Annotated in this window: 16 protein-coding genes and 2 pseudogenes; 13 read left to right on the forward strand and 5 right to left on the reverse strand. The window is 69.5% G+C overall.

All coding sequences use genetic code 11. The features are described from left to right. The gene (locus BLV72_RS01480) at positions 1-897 is read left to right on the forward strand and encodes a carbohydrate ABC transporter permease (protein ID WP_093459711.1); all 897 of its coding nucleotides are present in this window, start codon (positions 1-3) and stop codon (positions 895-897) included. Between the two features lie 208 nt (positions 898-1,105). Beyond that, entirely contained in the window at positions 1,106-3,487 is a 2,382-nt protein-coding gene (locus tag BLV72_RS01485) for a beta-xylosidase/alpha-l-arabinosidase (RefSeq protein ID WP_093459713.1), read from the forward strand. A 94-nt stretch (positions 3,488-3,581) separates the two neighbouring features. On the opposite strand, the pseudogene BLV72_RS49310 reads toward BLV72_RS01485, so the two are convergent. The 5 genes and pseudogenes from BLV72_RS49310 to BLV72_RS47680 all read right to left on the reverse strand — a co-directional run. Next, positions 3,582-3,943: pseudogene (locus BLV72_RS49310) on the reverse strand (fumarylacetoacetate hydrolase); the annotation flags it as partial. A 164-nt stretch (positions 3,944-4,107) separates the two neighbouring features. Continuing rightward, positions 4,108-5,217, reverse strand: coding sequence for a hypothetical protein (locus BLV72_RS01495; RefSeq protein WP_208905456.1), 1,110 nt, complete (start codon positions 5,215-5,217; stop codon positions 4,108-4,110). Between the two features lie 265 nt (positions 5,218-5,482). Beyond that, a pseudogene (locus BLV72_RS01505) lies at positions 5,483-6,310 on the reverse strand (IS256 family transposase); the annotation flags it as partial. A gap of 13 nt (positions 6,311-6,323) precedes the next feature. Next, positions 6,324-6,620 carry a LuxR C-terminal-related transcriptional regulator gene (locus BLV72_RS01510; RefSeq protein ID WP_093459717.1) on the reverse strand — a complete coding sequence of 99 codons (297 nt, stop codon included), beginning with the start codon at positions 6,618-6,620 and terminating at the stop codon, positions 6,324-6,326. A gap of 101 nt (positions 6,621-6,721) precedes the next feature. Then, positions 6,722-6,874, reverse strand: a complete 153-nt coding sequence (locus tag BLV72_RS47680; RefSeq protein ID WP_167746241.1) for a hypothetical protein — start codon at positions 6,872-6,874, stop codon at positions 6,722-6,724. Between the two features lie 336 nt (positions 6,875-7,210). On the opposite strand from BLV72_RS47680, the gene BLV72_RS01515 reads away from it, so the two are divergent. From BLV72_RS01515 to BLV72_RS01565, 11 genes are all read left to right on the forward strand, one after another. Beyond that, a complete protein-coding gene (locus BLV72_RS01515) occupies positions 7,211-7,681 on the forward strand; it encodes a MarR family winged helix-turn-helix transcriptional regulator (protein WP_093459719.1) in 471 nt (156 codons plus the stop codon). Between the two features lie 37 nt (positions 7,682-7,718). Beyond that, the gene (locus tag BLV72_RS01520) at positions 7,719-9,245 is read left to right on the forward strand and encodes an MFS transporter (RefSeq protein ID WP_167746242.1); all 1,527 of its coding nucleotides are present in this window, start codon (positions 7,719-7,721) and stop codon (positions 9,243-9,245) included. Between the two features lie 3 nt (positions 9,246-9,248). Continuing rightward, positions 9,249-10,439, forward strand: coding sequence for a M24 family metallopeptidase (locus BLV72_RS01525; protein WP_093459722.1), 1,191 nt, complete (start codon positions 9,249-9,251; stop codon positions 10,437-10,439). Next, positions 10,436-11,497, forward strand: a complete 1,062-nt coding sequence (locus BLV72_RS01530) for a hypothetical protein (RefSeq protein WP_093459723.1) — start codon at positions 10,436-10,438, stop codon at positions 11,495-11,497. Before BLV72_RS01525 ends, BLV72_RS01530 begins: the two co-directional genes overlap by 4 nt. Then, the gene (locus tag BLV72_RS01535) at positions 11,494-12,573 is read left to right on the forward strand and encodes an ornithine cyclodeaminase family protein (RefSeq protein WP_093459725.1); all 1,080 of its coding nucleotides are present in this window, start codon (positions 11,494-11,496) and stop codon (positions 12,571-12,573) included. Before BLV72_RS01530 ends, BLV72_RS01535 begins: the two co-directional genes overlap by 4 nt. A gap of 86 nt (positions 12,574-12,659) precedes the next feature. Beyond that, positions 12,660-13,235, forward strand: coding sequence for a LeuD/DmdB family oxidoreductase small subunit (locus BLV72_RS01540; RefSeq protein ID WP_093459727.1), 576 nt, complete (start codon positions 12,660-12,662; stop codon positions 13,233-13,235). Beyond that, a complete protein-coding gene (locus BLV72_RS01545; protein ID WP_093459728.1) occupies positions 13,232-14,509 on the forward strand; it encodes a 3-isopropylmalate dehydratase large subunit in 1,278 nt (425 codons plus the stop codon). The genes BLV72_RS01540 and BLV72_RS01545 overlap by 4 nt, the downstream gene beginning before the upstream one ends. Further along, complete coding sequence (locus tag BLV72_RS01550; protein ID WP_093459730.1) at positions 14,506-15,756, forward strand: 3-isopropylmalate dehydratase large subunit; 1,251 nt, start codon at positions 14,506-14,508, stop codon at positions 15,754-15,756. The genes BLV72_RS01545 and BLV72_RS01550 overlap by 4 nt, the downstream gene beginning before the upstream one ends. Beyond that, positions 15,753-16,256 carry a LeuD/DmdB family oxidoreductase small subunit gene (locus BLV72_RS01555; RefSeq protein ID WP_093459731.1) on the forward strand — a complete coding sequence of 168 codons (504 nt, stop codon included), beginning with the start codon at positions 15,753-15,755 and terminating at the stop codon, positions 16,254-16,256. Before BLV72_RS01550 ends, BLV72_RS01555 begins: the two co-directional genes overlap by 4 nt. A 158-nt stretch (positions 16,257-16,414) precedes the next feature. Then, positions 16,415-17,392, forward strand: a complete 978-nt coding sequence (locus BLV72_RS01560; protein ID WP_208905457.1) for a LysR family transcriptional regulator — start codon at positions 16,415-16,417, stop codon at positions 17,390-17,392. A 208-nt stretch (positions 17,393-17,600) separates the two neighbouring features. Then, entirely contained in the window at positions 17,601-19,019 is a 1,419-nt protein-coding gene (locus BLV72_RS01565; protein WP_093459733.1) for an MFS transporter, read from the forward strand. The last annotated feature ends 17 nt before the right edge of the window (positions 19,020-19,036 follow it).

Raw genomic sequence — 19,036 nt, forward strand, 5'->3', positions numbered from 1 at the left:
ATGTCCGCCACGCTGACCGAGCCGCGACGACCGCGGAAGGCCACCCACCGCGAGCGGCAACGCCACTCCCGTCAGGCGGCCCGTCGGCGCAACTGGCCCGGCGGCCTGGCCGGATGGCTCTGGCTCGTCGTCGTCGCCGTACCCCTGTACTGGACCCTCATCACCAGCCTCAAGGCCCGGAGCCGATATTACGCGAGCAACCCGCTGGTGCCTTCGGGCGACCCCACACTGGACAACTACCGGCTGGTCATCGAGTCCGACTTCCTTCGCTACTTCGTGAACAGCGTCGTGGTCACTGCCGGCGCCGTGGTGCCGGCGGTTGTGTTCTCCTTCATGGCCGCCTACGCGATCGTGCGTGGTTGGCGCATGCGGGTCCTGCGGGCGATGAACGGGCTGTTCCTCACGGGTCTGGCCATCCCGCTGCAGGCGACGGTGATCCCGGTCTACCTGATCATCATCAGACTGCGTCTGTACGACAGTCTGCTGGCCCTGATCCTCCCGTCGATCGCCTTCGCCATCCCGCTGTCGGTGCTGGTGCTCGCCAACTTCATCCGCGATGTGCCCAAAGAACTGTTCGACTCGATGCGGGTCGACGGCGCCACCGAATGGACGGCACTGTGGCGGCTGGCGGCACCGCTCACCCGACCGGCCATCCTCACCGTGACCATCTTCAACGCACTGACCATCTGGAACGGATTCCTGCTGCCGCTGGTCCTCACTCAGAGCCCTGACCGCCGGACCCTGCCGCTCGCACTGTGGACCTTCCAGGGCCAGTACGGGGTCAATGTCCCTGCCGTTCTCGCCGCCGTCGTCCTCACCACACTGCCCGTCCTGGTCCTGTACGCGTTCGGCCGCCGCCAGCTGCTGAGCGGTCTGACCGCCGGATTCAGCCGTTGACCGACTCCGAACCGACGCCGACGCTGTGGCCGATGGCCGGCCTGTGGTCCGAGACGTTCTGTGAGCTCCAGGATCGAATTCCGACGGGACGCGGTGAGACGAGGCAAGCCAGGCTCCCCGCGGCCGTTGCTCGCACGTCCCGAGCACTGCTCGTCTACCTGTTCGCCCGTCGCGCCCCGGTCAAGGGTCTGATGGGCGGGGGAGGAAAGTGAACGCCAACGTGGCCGTAGAGAACACCCCCGAAATTTCCCTCTGGAACGACCCCACCGTTTCCGTCACCGCCAGGGTCGACGCCCTGATCGACGCGATGACCCTTCAGGAGAAGACCGCCCAGCTGTACGGAGTGTGGGTGGGCGCCTCCGACCAGGGCGGTGAAGTGGCCCCTCATCAGCACGACATGGAGGAGGCCGTCGATCTCGAAGCACTCCTGCCCACCGGACTGGGCCAGCTGACCCGGCCCTTCGGCACAGTCCCCGTCGACCCCGCCCTGGGTGCGCTCTCCCTGGCCCGCACCCAGATCCGTATCGCCGCCACGAACCGGTTCGGCATCCCCGCTATCGCGCATGACGAGTGTCTGGCCGGCTTCGCCGCCTGGGGGGCGACGGCCTATCCCGTTCCGCTGTCCTGGGGCGCCACCTTCGACCCGGACACGGTGCGGCGCATGGCCGCCGCCATCGGCCGCGACATGCGTGCCGTCGGCATCCACCAGGGACTCGCACCCGTCCTGGATGTTGTGCGAGACGCCCGCTGGGGCCGGGTCGAGGAGACCATCGGCGAGGACCCGTACCTCGTCGGCACCATCGGGACGGCATACGTGCAGGGCCTTGAGTCCGCCGGGATCGTCGCCACCCTCAAGCACTTCGTCGGCTACTCGGCCTCCCGCGCCGGTCGTAACCTCGCGCCTTCCTCCGTGGGCCCGCGTGAACGCGCCGACGTTCTGCTGCCTCCCTTCGAGATGGCGATCCGTGAAGGCGGCGCCCGGTCGGTGATGAACGCCTACACCGACACCGACGGCATGCCCTCCGCGGCCGACGAGGATCTGCTCACCGGGCTACTGCGCGACACGTGGGGCTTCGACGGTACAGTCGTTGCCGACTACTTCGCCATCGCCTTCCTGAAAACCCTGCACGGCATCGCAGCCGACTGGGCCGGCGCCGCCGGCACGGCGCTGCACGCGGGCATCGACGTCGAACTGCCCAACGTCAAGACGTACGGCGCGCCCCTGGCCGCGGCTGTCGCCGACGGCCGCATACCGGAGACGTTGGTCGATCGCGCCCTGCGCCGGGTACTCACGCAGAAGGCGATGCTCGGCCTGCTCGACCCGGACTGGAACCCCGTACCGGCCGCGCTCGGCGGGGCCGACCTGGACGACCCGGCCGCCCTGCGCGGCCGGATCGACTTGGACGGTCCGGAGAACCGAGCGCTGGCCCGCACGGTCGCCGAGGAAGCGGTCGTGCTGCTGAGCAATGACGGCGCCCTGCCGCTCGCGGGGCCGCGCCGCATCGCCCTGCTCGGTCCCAACGCCGCCGAGCCCACCGCCGTACTGGGCTGCTACTCCTTCCCCCAGCACATCGGCGTCCGCCACCCCGGGACCCCGCTCGGCATCGAGCTGCCCACGCTGCGCGACACTCTCGCCGCCGAGTTCCCCGACGCCAAGATCACGTTCGCCCGCGGCACCGGAATCGACGACGGAGATCTCTCCGGCATCCGTGTGGCCGCCCAGGTGGCACGCGAGGCCGACGTCGCCGTGGTGGTGCTCGGCGACCGCGCCGGGCTCTTCGGGCGGGGCACCAGCGGCGAGGGATGCGACGCCGAGGCGCTGGCGCTGCCCGGTGCGCAGCAGCACCTGCTCGCCACCCTGCTTGACCTGGAGACTCCCGTGGTCACCGTGCTGCTCGCGGGACGGCCGTACGCCCTCGGCCGCGCCGTGGAGGAGTCGGCCGCGATCGTGCAGTCCTTCTTCCCGGGGGAGGAGGGCACGCACGCGGTCGCCGGGGTGCTCAGCGGCCGTGTCAATCCCTCCGGACGTCTCCCGGTCAGCGTGCCGCGCGGGCCGGGCTCCCAGCCGACCACGTACCTCGGGGCGCGGCTCGCGCACGCCAGCGAGGTGTCCAACATCGACCCGACCCCCGCGTTCGCCTTCGGCCACGGCCTGTCCTATACGCGGTTCGACTGGGCGGACCTGACCGTGGACGTCCAGGAGATTGCGACGGACGGCGAGTTCACCCTCACCTTCTCCGTCCGCAACTCGGGCCGGCGGTCCGGAACCGAGGTCGTCCAGCTGTATCTGCATGACCCGGTCGCCTCCGTCGTCCAGCCGGTCCAGCGCCTCGTCGGCTACACCCGCGTCGCGCTGAAGCCGGGCGAGGCCCGCCGCGTCCGTGTCACGGTCCCGGCGGACGTCGCTTCCTTCACCGGACGCGACGGCCGGCGCGTCGTCGAACCGGGCGAGCTGGAGATGCGGTTGGCCGCCTCCAGCGCGGATCCGCGCCTGACGGCCAGGGTCAGGTTGACCGGAGCCGAGCGCCACGTGGATCACACGCGGCGCTTGCACGCCACGTTCGGGCAGGAGCCGGTGGTCCGGGCATGAGCCGGGCGTGCGCAGCGCGCGTCGCAGCAGCGGCAGCACTGCGCACACGGGACCGCGCGGTCTGGCATGTGGCCATCTCACAGCACGCTGCGCCGGCGAGGTTGCGCATCAGCGCTCGTACGCCGAACGTCCATGGCGTGGCCTGCTCGCTGGGAACGACGGTGTTGACCAAGAGCGCCGAGCCGCGGGCTGGAGATCCGCACGATGTCGCCGTACTCGTGGGTGAAGCCCGCGCCGGGTGCCTGCCGGTGTCCTCGGTAGGAGCGAACAGCGTTCCGGTGAACAACACGAAGTCGTCCGGGCATTGATGGTGCGGACCGTGGGTAGCGGCCACCAGGTCCAGTACTCGCGGCTGATCTCGGGCATGGAGCTGCTGCCGTGCAGTGCGTAGCCGTCTGTTCCGCCGAGCCGCAGGGCGATGTCGGGCCCGCGTACGGTGTCGAGACCGGAGCCGTCCGAGTAATAGTCAAGACCTGTGGATCGTGGGGTAGTACAAGTACAGGTCGCCATGCCTCATCGTCCCGTCCGCGCCGGAGCCCGCTTCGAACGGGGACAGGCCGAACGCCCCGAGGCCCAGGCGGCCTGCACTACCCCACGATCGGGCCTTCGGCTTCAGTCGGTCAGAACTCTGCTCTGGCGACGGGAGGGATCGTCCCGTCCTGGGCCTGCTGGGCCCGCTCGGCCAGCATCTGGGCGAGGGAGGAAAGCGCAGCGGCGTCGAGGGAACTATCCGCCGTTCGATAGGTGACCCAGGTGACGACAGTGCCCACGAGCACGCCCGCCTCAGCCTTCTCGGCATTGACGATCTTTGCCCGATAGGCGACGCTCTTGTCGCCCATGGGCTGCAGCGACACCGGCTCGAGGCCGTCGGAGTGTTCGTCTTTGTCCGCTCGGACGTCAGCGAAGCGTCGGGCGGCGTGGTCGGCGGTGTCGTAAGCCTGGATGTAGAAGAAGGCTGCCTCTCCTGAGTCTGTATTCTCAAATGGGACGGTGCCGGTGTACAAAGCCCCCGTACATGCCGAACTGCAGTCGCTGGGCACGCCCGCATTGATCTCTTTGTCCTGCGTCGCCTCCCAGCCAGAGGGCAGACTTTCGGACTCGGGGAGGGTCACTTCAACCACTGCCGCCTCGTTGAGCGCGGTGTTCTTGCGGTCGGCCCCGCCTGATTCGCTGGGCGAAGTAGTGCCACTGCTCCCCTCGTTGCCGCTGAGTGCGCCCGATTGGGCGTCGCTCGTTTCTGACTGCTGGGAGCTGCGGGAGGAGTCATTGGGAGTGAGGAGATGCACCCCGCCGTAGACACCAAGTGCGACGAGGGCCAGCAGCAGGGCCGTTGCCGCGACCAGGAAGGCGCGGGCACTGGGTGTGTTGTTGATGGTCAGGGGGCCGAGGGAAATAGGGCTGCGCGACAACCGGCTGCCCGTGATCACCACACTGTTCTCGGTATGCGTGGACGGAGCGGACAGGTGTATTTCCAGCTGCCGTCTCAGCTCCGGATCCGCCTCGATCTCGTCTCGCAGCACGTCTTGCGCATCAGATCGTGCTGCCGGGCTTCTGCCGGCATCGAGCTCTTCCAGGGTCGTACGTCCCCGCTCCGTGCCTGCGAGACGGGTGCGCACCAGTTCGGTGACCGCCGCCCCAGCTCCCTCTCCGACAGCAGTTGCTGCCCCAGTGGCAGCAGCGACAACCACCCCCACTGCCATGACCGCAAGTTCCGAAGCCTCCACATCCACCCCCGTGACTACGCGCGAATCTCGCTGACGCTCATCCTCTGACATCCCGTCGCAGGGATACCCCTTTGATTCAACCGCCACGGCGAGATTCGGTCACTGCCGGCCAGCCTGGGACCTGCTTGCAGGAGCCGCTACTCACGATCAGCAAACCATGCGAACATCACCGCCCCGAGGCCCAAAACGGCCAACTGCACCATGCCCGACGCCCACCACCGGAGCACAACGAGGAGCAGTCGGGGCAATTGTCCGGATCAGTTGAGGTCGCTCAGGCTGCCTGGGGACGGTCGACGAGGTGACCTCGTTCGAAGCGGACTCCAGCGCGGACGAGGGTGACGAGGTGGGGTGCGTTCAGGGCCCGCCACCGCTGCTGGGCGGACTCGACGAGCTTGAAGACCATGGCCAGGGCGGCCGCGCGGGAGCCGGCACCCTTGGTGACCTTCGTCCGCAGCCGCACGGTCGCGAAGGTTGACTCGATCGGGTTCGTGGTCCGCAGATGGATCCAGTGCTCGGCGGGGAAGTCGTAGAACGCCAGCAGCTCGGCCTCATGATCGACGATCTTCTTGACGGCCTTGGGGAATTTTGCCCCGTACTGCTTGGCGAACGCCTTGACCGCGGCGGCCGCGTGCTCCTTGTCCTCGGCGTTGTAGATGTCCTGGATGGCCTTCTTCGCCGCGGGCTGGGCCGACTTCGGGAGGCTGTCGAGGCAGTTGGCCGTTTTGTGAACCCAGCATCTTTGGTGGCGGGTTTCGGGGAAGACCTCGTTCAGCGCGTGCCAGAAGCCGAGGGCGCCGTCGCCGACGGCGAGGACGGGAGCGCGCATGCCGCGCCGCTGGCAGTCCCGCATCAGGCTCGCCCAGGACTCCGAGGACTCGCGGTAGCCGTCGGCCATCGCGATCAGCTCCTTGGTGCCGTCCGCGCGCACGCCCATGACGACCAGGACCGCGGCCTTCGCCGCCTTCAGGCGTATCCGCAGGTGAATCCGGTCGGCCCAGACGTAGACGTAGTCCGTGGCGGACAGGTCGCGCTCGCTGAACGTCTTGTGGTCGGCCTGCCACTGGGTGGTCAGCCGGGTGACGGTGGCCGGTGACAGGCCCACAGAGGGCTGCTCAACGGTCGTTGAGCAGCCCTACGTCGTGGGCGAGTACGGCGGCCTGCACACGGTTGGCGCAGCCGGTGCGGGTGAGGGTCCGGCTGATGTGCGCCTTGACCGTCCCGGCACTCAGATACAGCTGACCGGCGATCTCCGCGTTGGACAGGCCCGTGCCGAGCAACCGCAGGACATCCCGTTCGGCAAGGGTCAGCTCTTCGATCCTGCTCAGCGCGGCCTCGGCGTCCCGGCCGCGACCGGCACCCCGTCCACCTCGTCGTCGCTCACCCAACCGCGGCCGGCCCGGCCCGGTCACGGATCATGCCGCTGAGCGCACCGGCCTTCCGCATTCCGGAGTGATCGCCGCACCGGCGTCCGTGTCCCCCAACGCGAGCTCCCCCAGCAGGGTGTCCGCCCCTACGGCCTACGGCCTACGGCCGACAGCTCGCTCTTGACCGCCCGGCGCAGCGTCTCCACGAGCAGGTCCATGACGTCCGGCTCCAACTCCGCGGTCGCCCCGGCCACGGCCGCGCCCTCGGCATGCGCTCCCGGTGTCCATCGCTGACCCATCATCGTTCCCCTCACACCCCGGTGCCCTGGTCGAAACGACGCTGGGCACACTCCGCGTCGGCCGACCGGCCACACCCCCCGTCCGATCGGCGCCGCGGGGCGTCGGCCGTGAGCGCCCCCAGGACGCGCAGGGCGCGCCCGGTGAGGGCCGGCGCCCACGAGCACCGAGGTCACAGATGTACAGCACTCGGTGACGTCCCTTTCCCCGCACCGGGAACTTTCGGATCCGCGTCCGCGGAATTTCTTCGGAACGACCCCTTGTCCCATCCGCCCGGGCGGATGTAGCTTCCTCGCACAACAACACTTCGGGCACCGGATAGTACGGAGACCTAACTGATGGTGGATCACGATTCCCTTGGGCCTGTTCCGGAGCCCATCGCCACTCTCGGAGAGGTTCTTCTGGCACTCGGCGGGCGCCTCACCCGACTACAGACGGAGATTCTCGCCGGGCTCGGACAACCCCTCACGATCCGGCAGTACCGCATCCTCTCCAGGGTCGACGCGGGAAATACGTCACTCACTTCGCTGTCGAAACTGGCGCGTAGGAATCTCTCCACCATGTCGCAGAGCGTCGACAAACTCGTCCAGCAGGGACTGCTGACCCGGAAGACCTCCGAGAGCAGCCGTCGCACGATGCAACTCGCGCTCACCGTCGAGGGTGCCGCTGCCCTCGACGCAGGAAACCGGGCGCTGGCGAAGTTCACCTCTGAACTCACCACGCGTATGCCGCAGGAGCTCCAAGACCAGATTCTGCCGGCCCTTCAACAGTTGTTCACCGACGTCCAGGGGGACCTTGACGACCGCTGATCAAGGGGGCGTAAGCCACAAGGAGGTGGCATCGTTCGTGACCGACGCATACCCGACCGGCAGCCGACAGAAAACCGAGCACGGCTCGTCGGAACTTCTCACCGCATTGGATGACTCCGCTTTCACCAAACGGCACGGAGTCATCTATGGAACCGCACTCGCCGGGCATTTCCTCGACGGTTTCGTCATCAACACGACGGGCGTCGTCCTGCCGGGAGTCATCGCCACCTACCACATCACCAGCAAACAGGCGGGCTACCTCAGTTCGGCGCTCTTCCTCGGCATGCTGGTCGGCGCGGCGATCGCGGGAATCGTCTCCGACCGGCTGGGCCGGAAGTTCCCCCTCGCCGTCTGCCTGCTGATCTTCGCCGGTTTCTCCGTGCTCGCGGCCCTGTCGTGGAGCTATCCGTCACTGATGACGGCACGGTTCTGCCAGGGCATCGGGCTCGGCGCCGAGATCGCGGTCGTACTGCCGTACATCACGGAGTTCGTACCGTCGCGGCACCGTGCGCCGCTGGTCACGACCGCCACGGCGGCCTGGCTCGTGGGGCTGCCGGTGTCCGCGCTCGTCGGCACGGCCGTCGTGCCCACGTTCGGCTGGCGCTCGATGTTCTACATCGGGATCGCGCCCGTCGTCGTCAGCGTCGTGATGCTGGCCGTCCTGCCGGAGTCAGTGCGCTATCTGCTGCGCAAGCAGCGTCATGCGGAGGCACAGCGAGTGGTCGCCGCCCTGTCGACCGCGCGGCCGGCGCCGTCGGCGGCCCGGCCCGCGGACACCGCCGCGAACGTCGCGTTCGCACCTGCGCAAACCCCGCCAGAGCAGCACACGGCCGGCTCCGTACGGAAACTCCTCACGGGCCGCTATCTGAAATTCACGGTCTCGCTCTGGTTCATGGAACTGTGCGCCGGAGCCTTCCTCTACGGCCTTTCCACCTGGCTTCCTTCCATTCTGGAGAAGAAGGGAATCGGGCTCATCGGCAGCCTCGCCTACACGGGGATCATCACCGCGGCCGGTGTGCTGGGCGCGCTGCTCGCCGGATATGTGGCCAAACGTGTGGGGCGCCGTTCGACCATTGTCTGTGGGCTGTTGCTCAGCGGTCTTCTCTGCCTGTGGTGGGGCGCCGTGTCCACCACGCTGCCCGTCATCGTGATCGGCTGTGTCGCGACGTTCTTCGGCAGTGGAATAGCGGGCAGTACGCTCTTCGTCTACGCGAGCGAGCTCTATCCGACCTTCAACAGGGCCACCGGGCTCGGCTGGGCGGCCGCATGGCAGAAAGCCGGCGGGCTCGTCATTCCCACCGTCATCGGCTGGGTCCTCGCTCTGCACTCCTCCAGTTACATCTTTTTCGTTCTCTTCGCGGTGATCTCCCTGCTGGCCGGGATTTCCGGCCTCGTCGCCATCTTCGAAACCAAGGGAAAGACGATCGAGCAGATCGCCGCATTTCTGGAGCCGGACCGGGCGCACGGCGTCGGTGAAAACCTCGTCGGCGCCGCGGCCTCCCCCTCTTCCCTAAATCCCGTCACCGGATTCACCGCACAGTACGACCAAGAAACAGGCAGGTGAAGAATGACCACGGTCAGCGATGCAGCGACATCCGCATCGGCCACCGCATCCGACGGCCCTGAAGCCGACGCCGCGGAACGCACACTGCGACACGGCAAAGTGCGTGCGGCCATGGCGGAGAACGGGCTCGACGCCGTTCTCGCGTACGGCCCCGGCTGGCGCCGGGAGAACGTGCGCTATTTCGCCGACGCACGCGTCACCGGCAGTTCGTCCTTCGTGCTCTTCCCCGCGTCCGGTGAGGTCGCCGCCTTCTCCACCCGCCGCAGCGACCTGCCGGAACTGAGCCGCAGGGGCTGGGTCGACAGCGCGGACATCCTCGATGTCTGGGACCCGGCGCCGCTCACCGATCGGCTGCGCGACCTGCGGCCACGGCGCATCGGCGTCGCCCACTACGAACTGCTGCCCGCGATGCTCGCGGAAGCGCTGCGCACCGTGCTGCCCGGCACCGAGTTCGTCTCGGCCACGTCCCTGCTGGACGGGGTGCGCATGGTCAAGAGCGACTGGGAGCTGGCGCGGATGCGGCGCAGCGCCGCCGTATGCGCCGCCGGCTGGGACGCGTTCGTCGACGTGCTGGAGCCGGGCCTGCCCGAGTACCGGATCGTCGCCGAGGTCGAGGCCCGGATCAAGGAACTGGGCGCCGAGGACAACTTCATGCTGATCGCCTCCGGCAAGGACGAGGTGCGCGGCATGACGGCGCCGACGCCGCGGGTCCTTCAGGCCGGCGACATGGTCCGCACCGAGCTGACCCCGCAGATGGACGGCTACTGGCTCCAGATCTGCCGCTCCGCCGTCGTCGGGAAGCCGAGCGAGGGCCAGTACCGCTCGTTCGACCTGTTCAACGAGGCCGTGGAGGCCGGCATGTCGGCCGTGCGCCCCGGCGTCACCGCGCACGACGTGGCCAAGGCGCAGAACGATGTCTTCCGCGCGCACGGCTACGGCGAGTACTGCACGAGCCAGTACACCCGGGTCCGCGGCCACGGTCACGGTCTGCATCTGGACGAGACTCCGATCATCGAGGGCAACGAGACCGTCCTGCCCGAGAACGCGGTCTTCATCATCCACCCCAACACCTTCACCCCGCTGGCCGGCTACCACGTGCTCGGCGACCCGGTGCGGGTGACGGCGGACGGCTGCGAAGCGCTGATCTCGACCGAACGCAAGCTGTTCCACAGCGAGAAGGGAATGTCGGCGTGAAGCGCGGACTCGTGGTGCTCGACCCGGCCGAGGTGCCGGCCGACGAGTGGCAGGCGCGCACGGCCGCCGTTCAGGCCGACCTCGCCGCCCAGGGCGTCGACGTGGCGCTGGTGTACGGCGACGTCTTCGCCTCCGACGACATCGCCCACCTGACCAACCTCTGCATCTACTGGAACGAGGGCATGCTCGTCGTGCCCGCCTCCGGCGAGACGGTCTTCCTCACGAAGCTGTCGCCCCGCGTCCACCCCTGGATGCGGCGGATCTCCACCGTCGAGCGCATCGAGAGCGGCCGTAGCTTCGGCGCGCTCGTCACGAAGCTGCTCGGCGAGTGGCCCGCGGGAACGGTGGGCCTGGCCGACGCGGCGCGCTGGCCCGCGGCGATCGTGGACGAGGTCCGCGCCGCCCTGCCGGGCTGGCAGGTGCGGGAGCTGCCGGGCCTGGTCGGCGACCGGCGCGCCGTGGTGTCCGAACACGAGCTGGCACTGCTGCGCACCGGCGCGGAGGTCGTCGGACGGGCGGCGCGTGAGGCGTGCGCCGCGGGCCTGACGCCGTTCGTCCGCACGGCCGCGGTCGAGCGGATCGTACGCGGCGCGGGGTTCCTCGACGTCCAGACCAACACCACTCAGGCGCCGGACGGCGTGGTGGGCGTCCAGGTCACCGGCCAGTACCGGACCGGCTGGCTGCACGCCGCGCGCCTCGCGGGCGCCGAGCACAGCGCCTGGGGCGGCACGCTGCGCGCCGCGCTGGACGCCGCCGTGGGCGCCGCCCGGGCCGGCGCCACGGGCGAGACGCTCGCCGCGGCCGCGGCCCCCGCGCTCGCGAAGCTGCCGGAGGGCACCGACGCACAGGTGCGCTGGGTCAACCAGACCGACCTCGCGTCGGCCGGCGAGTACCGCAGGCGCGCCGCCTCGGACCCGCTGCCCGCCGGGGCCGTCGTCGCCGTCACCGTCGACGTGCTCTTCGCCACGGGCGACTACGCGGCGCTCGCCGACACCGTGCTCGTCACCGAGGACGGCGCGCAGAACCTGACCGGCACGCACGAGGAGGCCGCGAAGTGAGAATCCTGTCCAACGACGACATCCAGAAGGTGCTGACCGCCGAGGAGTGCCTCGACACGCTCTCCACCGCCTACCGGGAGCTGTCCCGCGGCCAGGGCGCCAACCGCCCCCGCAACCACACGTACTTCCCGGTCAAGGACGACCGCTGGCCCGGCTTCGGCTTCCGCTTCAAGTCGCAGGAGGGCGGCAACGTCTCCAGCGGCGTGTGGGCCCTGCGGATCACCTCCGACATGGCGGGCGTCGAGACCCTGCCGAGTGGCGTGCAGCGCCGCCGGCTGATCCCGGCGGCCCCCGGCAAGCGGTACGTCGGCCTGGTCACGCTCTACAGCCTCACCACACTGGAGCCGCTGGCGATCCTGCACGACAGCTTCGTGCAGAAGATGCGGGTCGGCGCCACCTCGGCGCTCGGCATCCGCGAGCTGTCCCGCGAGGATGCCACGGTGGCCGGGATGTTCGGTTCGGGCTGGCAGGCCGAGGCGCATCTGGAGACGCTGCTGCTGGTGCGCCCCGGGATCGAGGAGGTGCGGGTCTACAGCCCGACGCCGGAGAACCGCGAGCGGTTCGCGGCGACGTGGAGCGAGCGCACGGGCCGCAGGATCGTTCCGGTCTCCGACCGCAGGGACGCCGTGTCGGGCTGTCAGATCGTCACCTGCGCCACGGCCGCGATGGATCCGTGCTTCGACGGCGCCTGGCTCGACCCGGGCACCCACGTCACGGCGATCACCTCGCCCGACGGCACGGCGACCCGCCGTGAGCTGGACGACACGACCTTCGACCGGGCCGACCGGATCACGGTCCTCTCCCGCGAACAGGTGCACCACGACAAGCAGTTCGACATCCTCGGGCCGGTCGAGCGCGGCCGGCTCGCCTGGGACGACATACGCGAGCTCGGCGAACTGCTGCTCGGCGACGCGCCGGGCCGCACCTCCCCCGACGACATCACCGTGTTCGCCAACAACACCGGCATGGGCGTGCAGTTCGCCGCGGTGTGCGCACGTGCCCTGGAGCTCGCCGAACGGGAGGGCCTGGGCAACGAGGTGCCGACGGACTGGTTCCTGGAGGAGACCAGCCCCTGATCCGTGCCCACGTACCGGCAGGCCCGCCCCCTCCCCCCGGCGGGCCTGCCGCCCGGCCACGGACGACAAAAGGAGAACTACACACCATGAGCACACCGACCCAGGACGCCGCCGCGGACGCGGCGGCCGGCCGCCATCGCGTCGGCGGCCCCACCATCACCTTCGGCGAGAGCGTCAACACCGACGTCATCATCCCGGGCCGCTACCTCGTCAGCATCGACCCCGCGGAACTCGCCGAGCACGCGTTCGAGCCGCTCGGCCCCGAGGTGCAGCAGCGGCTGCGGGCCAGCAGGATCGTCGTCGCGGGACGCAACTTCGGCTGCGGCAGCGCCCGCGAGCAGGCCGCCACGTGCCTGATCGGCGCGGGCGTCCAGGCCGTCGTCGCCACCTCGTTCTCACGGGTGTTCTTCCGTAACGCCATCAACACCGGCCTGGTCGCCGTGGAATGCCCCGACGCGGTCGCGGCGCTTGAGGCTGCCGGCGGCGAGGGCGACATGTGGGTGGACTACGACGCCGGCACGGTCGAGGTCGCGGGCCGGACCTTCCACTTCGCGCCGTACCCGCAGGGCCTCAAGGACATCCTCGACGACGGCGGCCTCATCCCGCATCTCATGCGGGACTCCGCACCAAGCACGACAGGACAGGAGGGCGCGGCCCGATGACCACCACCGCACCCAGGACGTTCGCGCAGAAGGCGATCGAGCGCGCGTCCGGCATGAACGGTCTCGTCCCCGGACAGATCGTGGACGCCTACCCGGACGTCTACATGAGCCACACGGCCAGCTGGCGCTGCATCCGGACGTTGGAGCGCATGGGCGTCGACACGCTGTACGACCCCGACCGCGTGGCCATGGTGATGGACCACATCTCACCCGCGATGAACGCCAAGACGGCCGCCGACCACCGGCTGTGCCGCGAGTTCGCCGACCGTATGGGCATCAAGAACTTCTACGACGTCAACGCGGGCATCGCGCACATCGTGCTGATGGAGAACGGCCTCATACGCCCGGGACAGTTCGTCATCGGCACCGACTCCCACTCCACGATCTACGGCGCGCTCGGCGCGTTCGGCACCGGCGTCGGCTTCAGTGAGATCACGGCGGCCTGGGTCACGGGCAAGCTGTGGGTGAAGGTACCGGAGTCGGTCCGCGTCGAGATCGAGGGCGAGCTCCCGGCGGGCAGCTACGCCAAGGACGTCATGCTGAAGCTCATCGGCGACCTCGGCGCCGACGGGCTCACCTACTGCTCGGCCGAGTTCGGCGGCTCCTACGTCCGCTCCCGCTCGGTGTCCGAGCGGATGACCTTCTGCAACCTCGCCATGGAGATGGGCGCCAAGAACGCCTACGTGGCGCCCGACGCCACGACCCGCGCCTACCTCGCCGACGAGGCGGGCGTCGGCGCCGACGGCTACGAGGAGCTGCTGCCCGACGAGGGAGCCGACTACCGCGAGACGGTCACACTCGACGCCAGCTCCCTCACCCCGAAGATCGCCGTCCCGCACACCGTGGACAACGTCGTGGACGTCGACGAGGTCAGCGGCACCCGCCTCGACCAGGTCTTCATCGGCTCCTGCGCCAACGCCAAGTACGACGACCTGGAGATCGCGGCCGGCGTCCTCAAGGGCCACAAGATCGCCCACGGGGTGCGCCTGGTGGTGACCCCCGCGTCCAGCGCGGTCATGGCGAAGGCGTCCGAGAGCGGCGTGCTGGCCACCCTCATCGAGGCCGGGGCGATGATCACCAACGCGGGCTGCGGCGCCTGCGCGGGCAACGGCGGCGCGATGGCCGATGGCGAGGCCACCCTGTCCACGGCCAACCGCAACTTCCAGGGCCGCATGGGCAGCTACCAGTCGAGCATCTACCTCGGCAGCCCGGCGACCGCCGCCGTCTCCGCGATCACCGGCGTCATCACCAACCCCGCGGAGGTGATGAAGTGAACCTGGTCGAGAAGATCCTCGCCCGGGCGAGCGGCAAACCGTCCGTGGAGCCAGGCGAGATCGTCATCGCCGAGGTGGACATGCTGCTGATGCACGACCTCAGCGGCTACCTCACCTCCGGCGTCTACGACAAGCAGGTCGGTCTGCCGATCCCGCACCCCGAGCGCACCCTGATGGTCTTCGACCACCACTACTCGCCACCCACCGAGCAGCAGGCCGATGTGCTCCACCACAACCGCGCCTGGGCCCGCCGCACCGGTATCAACCTCCTGGACTGCGGCAACGGCAACCTCCACCACGCCGCGGTGCGCGGCGGCTTCGTCAAGCCCGGCATGATCGTCGTCGGCTCCGACAGCCACACGCCCGTGCACGGCGCGCTCGGCGCCCTCGCCGTGGCACTCGGCAACGACTCGCACGCCGGCACGGTGCTGCCGTACGGCAAGGCGTGGTTCCGGGTGCCAGAGACCGTCCGGATCGAGCTGTCGGGGGTGGTGCGGCCCGGCACGACACCCCGGGACATCGCCCTGTGGCTGACCGCGGAGATCGGCGAGGGCACGATGAACTACAAGGCGCTGGAGTTCACCGGGCCCTACGTCAAGCAGCTGGGCTTCTGGGACCGCTGGCTGTTCCCGCTGCTCTGCGTGGACCTGGGCGCCAAGAGCAGCTACGTGGAGCCCGACGAGGTCACCGAGGCTTTCGTGCGCACCCTGCCGGGTGGCCTGCCGTACGACCTGCCGCGCGGTGACAGCGGCGAGGCCGCGACCGTGCTGCGGTACGACGTGAGCGACGTGGTGCCCCAGGTCGCCTGCCCGCCGACGGTCGGCAACGCCAAGGCCGTCTCGGACGTGGCCGGCCGCCCTGTGCAGTACGCGGAGCTCGGCGGCCACGGCGGCTGCCGGATCGAGGACATCAGGGTGGCCGCTCAGGTGCTGCACGGCCGCACCGTCCACCCGCACACCCGTTTCAACATCGTGCCGTCGAGCCGTGAGGTGTTCGCGCAGGCCGTGCAGGAGGGTCTGGTGCTCGCGCTGCACCAGGCCGGCGCCACGTGGTTCCCGCCGAGCACCGGCTCCAACCAGGCCATCAACATGGGCGCGATGACGGCGGGCGAGGCCATGATCTCCACCCACGCCCGCAACTTCCCCGGGCGCAACGGCAGCACCCAGGCCGAGATGTACCTGGCGTCCGCGCAGACCGTGGCGGCGTCGGCCGTGGCGGGCGAGATCGCCGAGAGGAGCACCCGGTGAGGTTCGAGGGCAAGTGCTGGACGTTCGGTGACAACATCCCGACGGACCGGCTCGTGAAACCGCAGTACGTGTTCGAGCCCGTGGAGGTCATGGCACAGCATGTGCTGGAGGACCTCGACCCGACGTTCCCCCTCCAGGTCGCCGCGGGCGACATCGTGGTGACCGGACGGCACTTCGGCCAGTCGTCCGGCCGCGCCATCGCGACGAAGGCGCTCAAGGGCACCGGCATCGGCTGTGTGGTCGCCGAGTCCTTCGCCCGCACCTTCTACCGCAACTGCTTCGAGGTGGGGCTGCCCGCCATCGAGGTGCCCGGTATCAAGGACCTGGTGAGCCGGGGCGACGCGCTCTCCGTCGACCTCACGGCCGGCGAGGTGGTCAACACCAGAACGGGCGCACGGGCCACCGGCTCACCGGCGGACCCGTTCCTGATCGACATGCTGGAGGCCGGCGGCCTGATCGCGCTCGCGGCGAAGCGCCCGGAGCTGTTCGGCACCGCGTGAGGACGCCTTCGGCCCGCCACCGCGGCCGCGGACCGAAGGCCGGCGGCAGACGGGACGGCGGCCGGGGCTGGCGGCGAAGACGACACCGAAGCTGCCGTCGCCGAGATCAGGGAGCCGGCCGAGGCGGCCCGAAAGGAGGGTGGAAAGAGCCGGCGTGCGTGCGGCAGAATCCGGAGTACATGAGCCCACGGCAGTCCCGCCCCACACACCTCGCGAACCTCGACCTCAACCTCCTGGTGACGCTGCGAGCGCTGCTGCGCGAGCGGAACGTCACCCGGGCCGCCCGGAACCTCGGCGTCACCCAGCCCGCCGTCAGCGCCGCGCTGTCCCGGCTGCGCCGGCATTTCGGGGACGAGCTGCTCGTCCGGGTACACGGTGCCTACGTCCTGACGCCGCTCGCCGCGCAGCTGGCCGGGCAGGTCGAGACGGTGTGCGCGGCCGCCGAAAGGCTCTTCGCGGCCGGCAGAGCGTTCGACCCCGCGACCACCGAGCGGGAGTTCACGCTGCTGATGGCCGACTACCAGGCGACGGTCCTGGGCCCCACGCTGTCACGGCTGTTCGACCGCGAGGCGCCGCACGCGGCGCTCCACATCCAGCTCATCAGGGAGACCCTGGGCAGTGGCGCGGGCGATGCGATCCGGCTCGTCGATGCCATGGTCTCTCCGCCGCTGGGCCATTTCCGCACCCCAGGGGTCGAGTCGGCGCCGCTCTTCCACGACCGGTGGGTCTGCGTCGCGTCCGCCGGCAATCCGCTGTGCGAGGCCGAGTCGTTCGGCATCGAGGATCTGGCACGGCTGCCGTGGGTGGTGCCCTACCACCGGGACGAGGGCTACCCGTCGGCCGCTCCGGCGACCCGGCAGCTGACCGCCCTGGGCATCCGGCCACGGATCGCCGTACGCGTGGAGAGCTACCGGGCCGTACCCGATTTCATCACCGGAACGCGGCGGGTGGCGCTCGTTCCGGAGCGGCTCGCCGCGCCGCTCGCGTCCGCGCACGGGCTGCGCACACTCGTCTGCCCGGTACCGCTCGAACCGCTGGAAGAGTATCTCTGGTGGGACGCGAGCCACGACGAGGACCCGGCGCACAGCTGGCTGCGTGACCTGATGGCCCGGGCCGCAGCCTGCCTCGAGGCATAAACGCCGTTGATACCGTCCAGTCGAACGCTCTATTGACCTGGGCATTCCCTCCGGTGAAGCGGGCTGTCTACGGTGCGGGGCACGCGGTGAGAGCCGCGTTCGCGGCACAGCCCCCTCCCCCCGGAGCCCTCATGTCCCATGCCCTGACAGAGCTGCGGTCGTCACCCGCGTTCCCATCGTCACCGGCCTCAACGACGAGGAGACGTCCATGAGCGCCACACAACCCCTCGTGGAACTGGCCCCGATCATCGAGCGCCAGCGTGCGAGCCGCCACTGGCTGCTGATGTACGCCGTCTGCTGTCTGGTCACCTTCCTCGACGGCTTCGACTTCCAGATCCTGTCCTTCGCCGCCACCTACATCCGTAAGGACTTCGGGCTCACCGGGACCCAGCTCGGCACCCTGGGCACGGTCGGCCTCTTCGGCACCATGATCGGTGCGCTGATCATGGGATATCTGGCGGACCGGATCGGACGCCGCCCAACCATCGTCGCCTCGGTCGCCGGTTTCGGCGTCTTCATGCTCGGTTTCGCCTGTGCGGACACCTACGCACATCTGTTCGCTCTGCGGTTCGTGTCCGGGCTTTTCCTCGGCGGGGTGCTCCCACTGACCTGGGCCCTGGCGGCCGAGTACGCGCCGAAGCGGTTCCGGGTGACCGCCGTGGCCATCATCATGGTCGGCTACACGCTCGGCGGCGCCGCCGGTGGTCCCATCTCCAACTGGCTGATCCCCGAGTACGGCTGGCGATCGGTGTTCGTCGTCGGCGGCGTCTGCTCCCTGCTCACCGTTCTCGCGGTGCTGCCGCTGGTGCCCGAGTCGGTGAAGTTCCTGGTGCTGAAGGCCCGCCCCGACAGCGATGAGCGCATCTCCCGCATCCTGCGCCGCTTCCAGCCGGGCCTGTCCATCGAGCCCGGGACCCGCTTCACCACCGAGGCCCAGGAGCAGGCGCACTCGGGGAAGCGGTTCACCCCCACCCAGCTCTTCCGCGGCCACCTCGCCGCCATCACACCCCTGCTGTGGCTGGTCTACCTCCTCTCCTCGGCGCTGATCTACTTCCTGGTCTTCTGGACCCCGATGATCAACGAGCAGATGGGCTTCAGCGTGAGCGCGGCCGCCACCATCGCCGCCCTGGCGAGCGTCGCGGGCGCCATCGCGCAGCTGCTCATCAGCCGGTTCGTCGACCGCAAGGGGGCGGGCATCATCCTGTGGATGCCGCTCGCGGCCGTCATCTGCATGCTGACACTGGGCACCGGAGTTCTCGGCCCGGCCGTCTACGTCGCTTTCGTCATCGGCGCCAAGATGTTCGTCAACGGTGGTCATGGCGGCATCACCAGCATCGCGGGCACCTTCTACCCGACAGGGATCCGCGCCAACGGCGCTGCCTGGGCGTCCTCGGTCGCCAAGATCGGCGCCATGGTCGGTCCCTGGCTCGGCGGTGTCATCCTCGACGCCGGTCTCGGGGCACACGGGGCGTTCACCATATTCGCGGCCTGCCCGGCCGTGATGGTGCTGGTGCTGTTCGTCCTCGGCCGGGTCCAGCGCCGGCTGCCGGCCGAGGCGGAGGGAGCGCTGTCCGTGGAGGCACCCACGACCCGCGTGGCGCCGGTGAGGACGGCGGCCCCCTCCTGACAGGCGCCTCAGCCACA

Source organism: Streptomyces melanosporofaciens, assembly GCF_900105695.1.
GTDB classification, from domain to species: domain Bacteria; phylum Actinomycetota; class Actinomycetes; order Streptomycetales; family Streptomycetaceae; genus Streptomyces; species Streptomyces antimycoticus.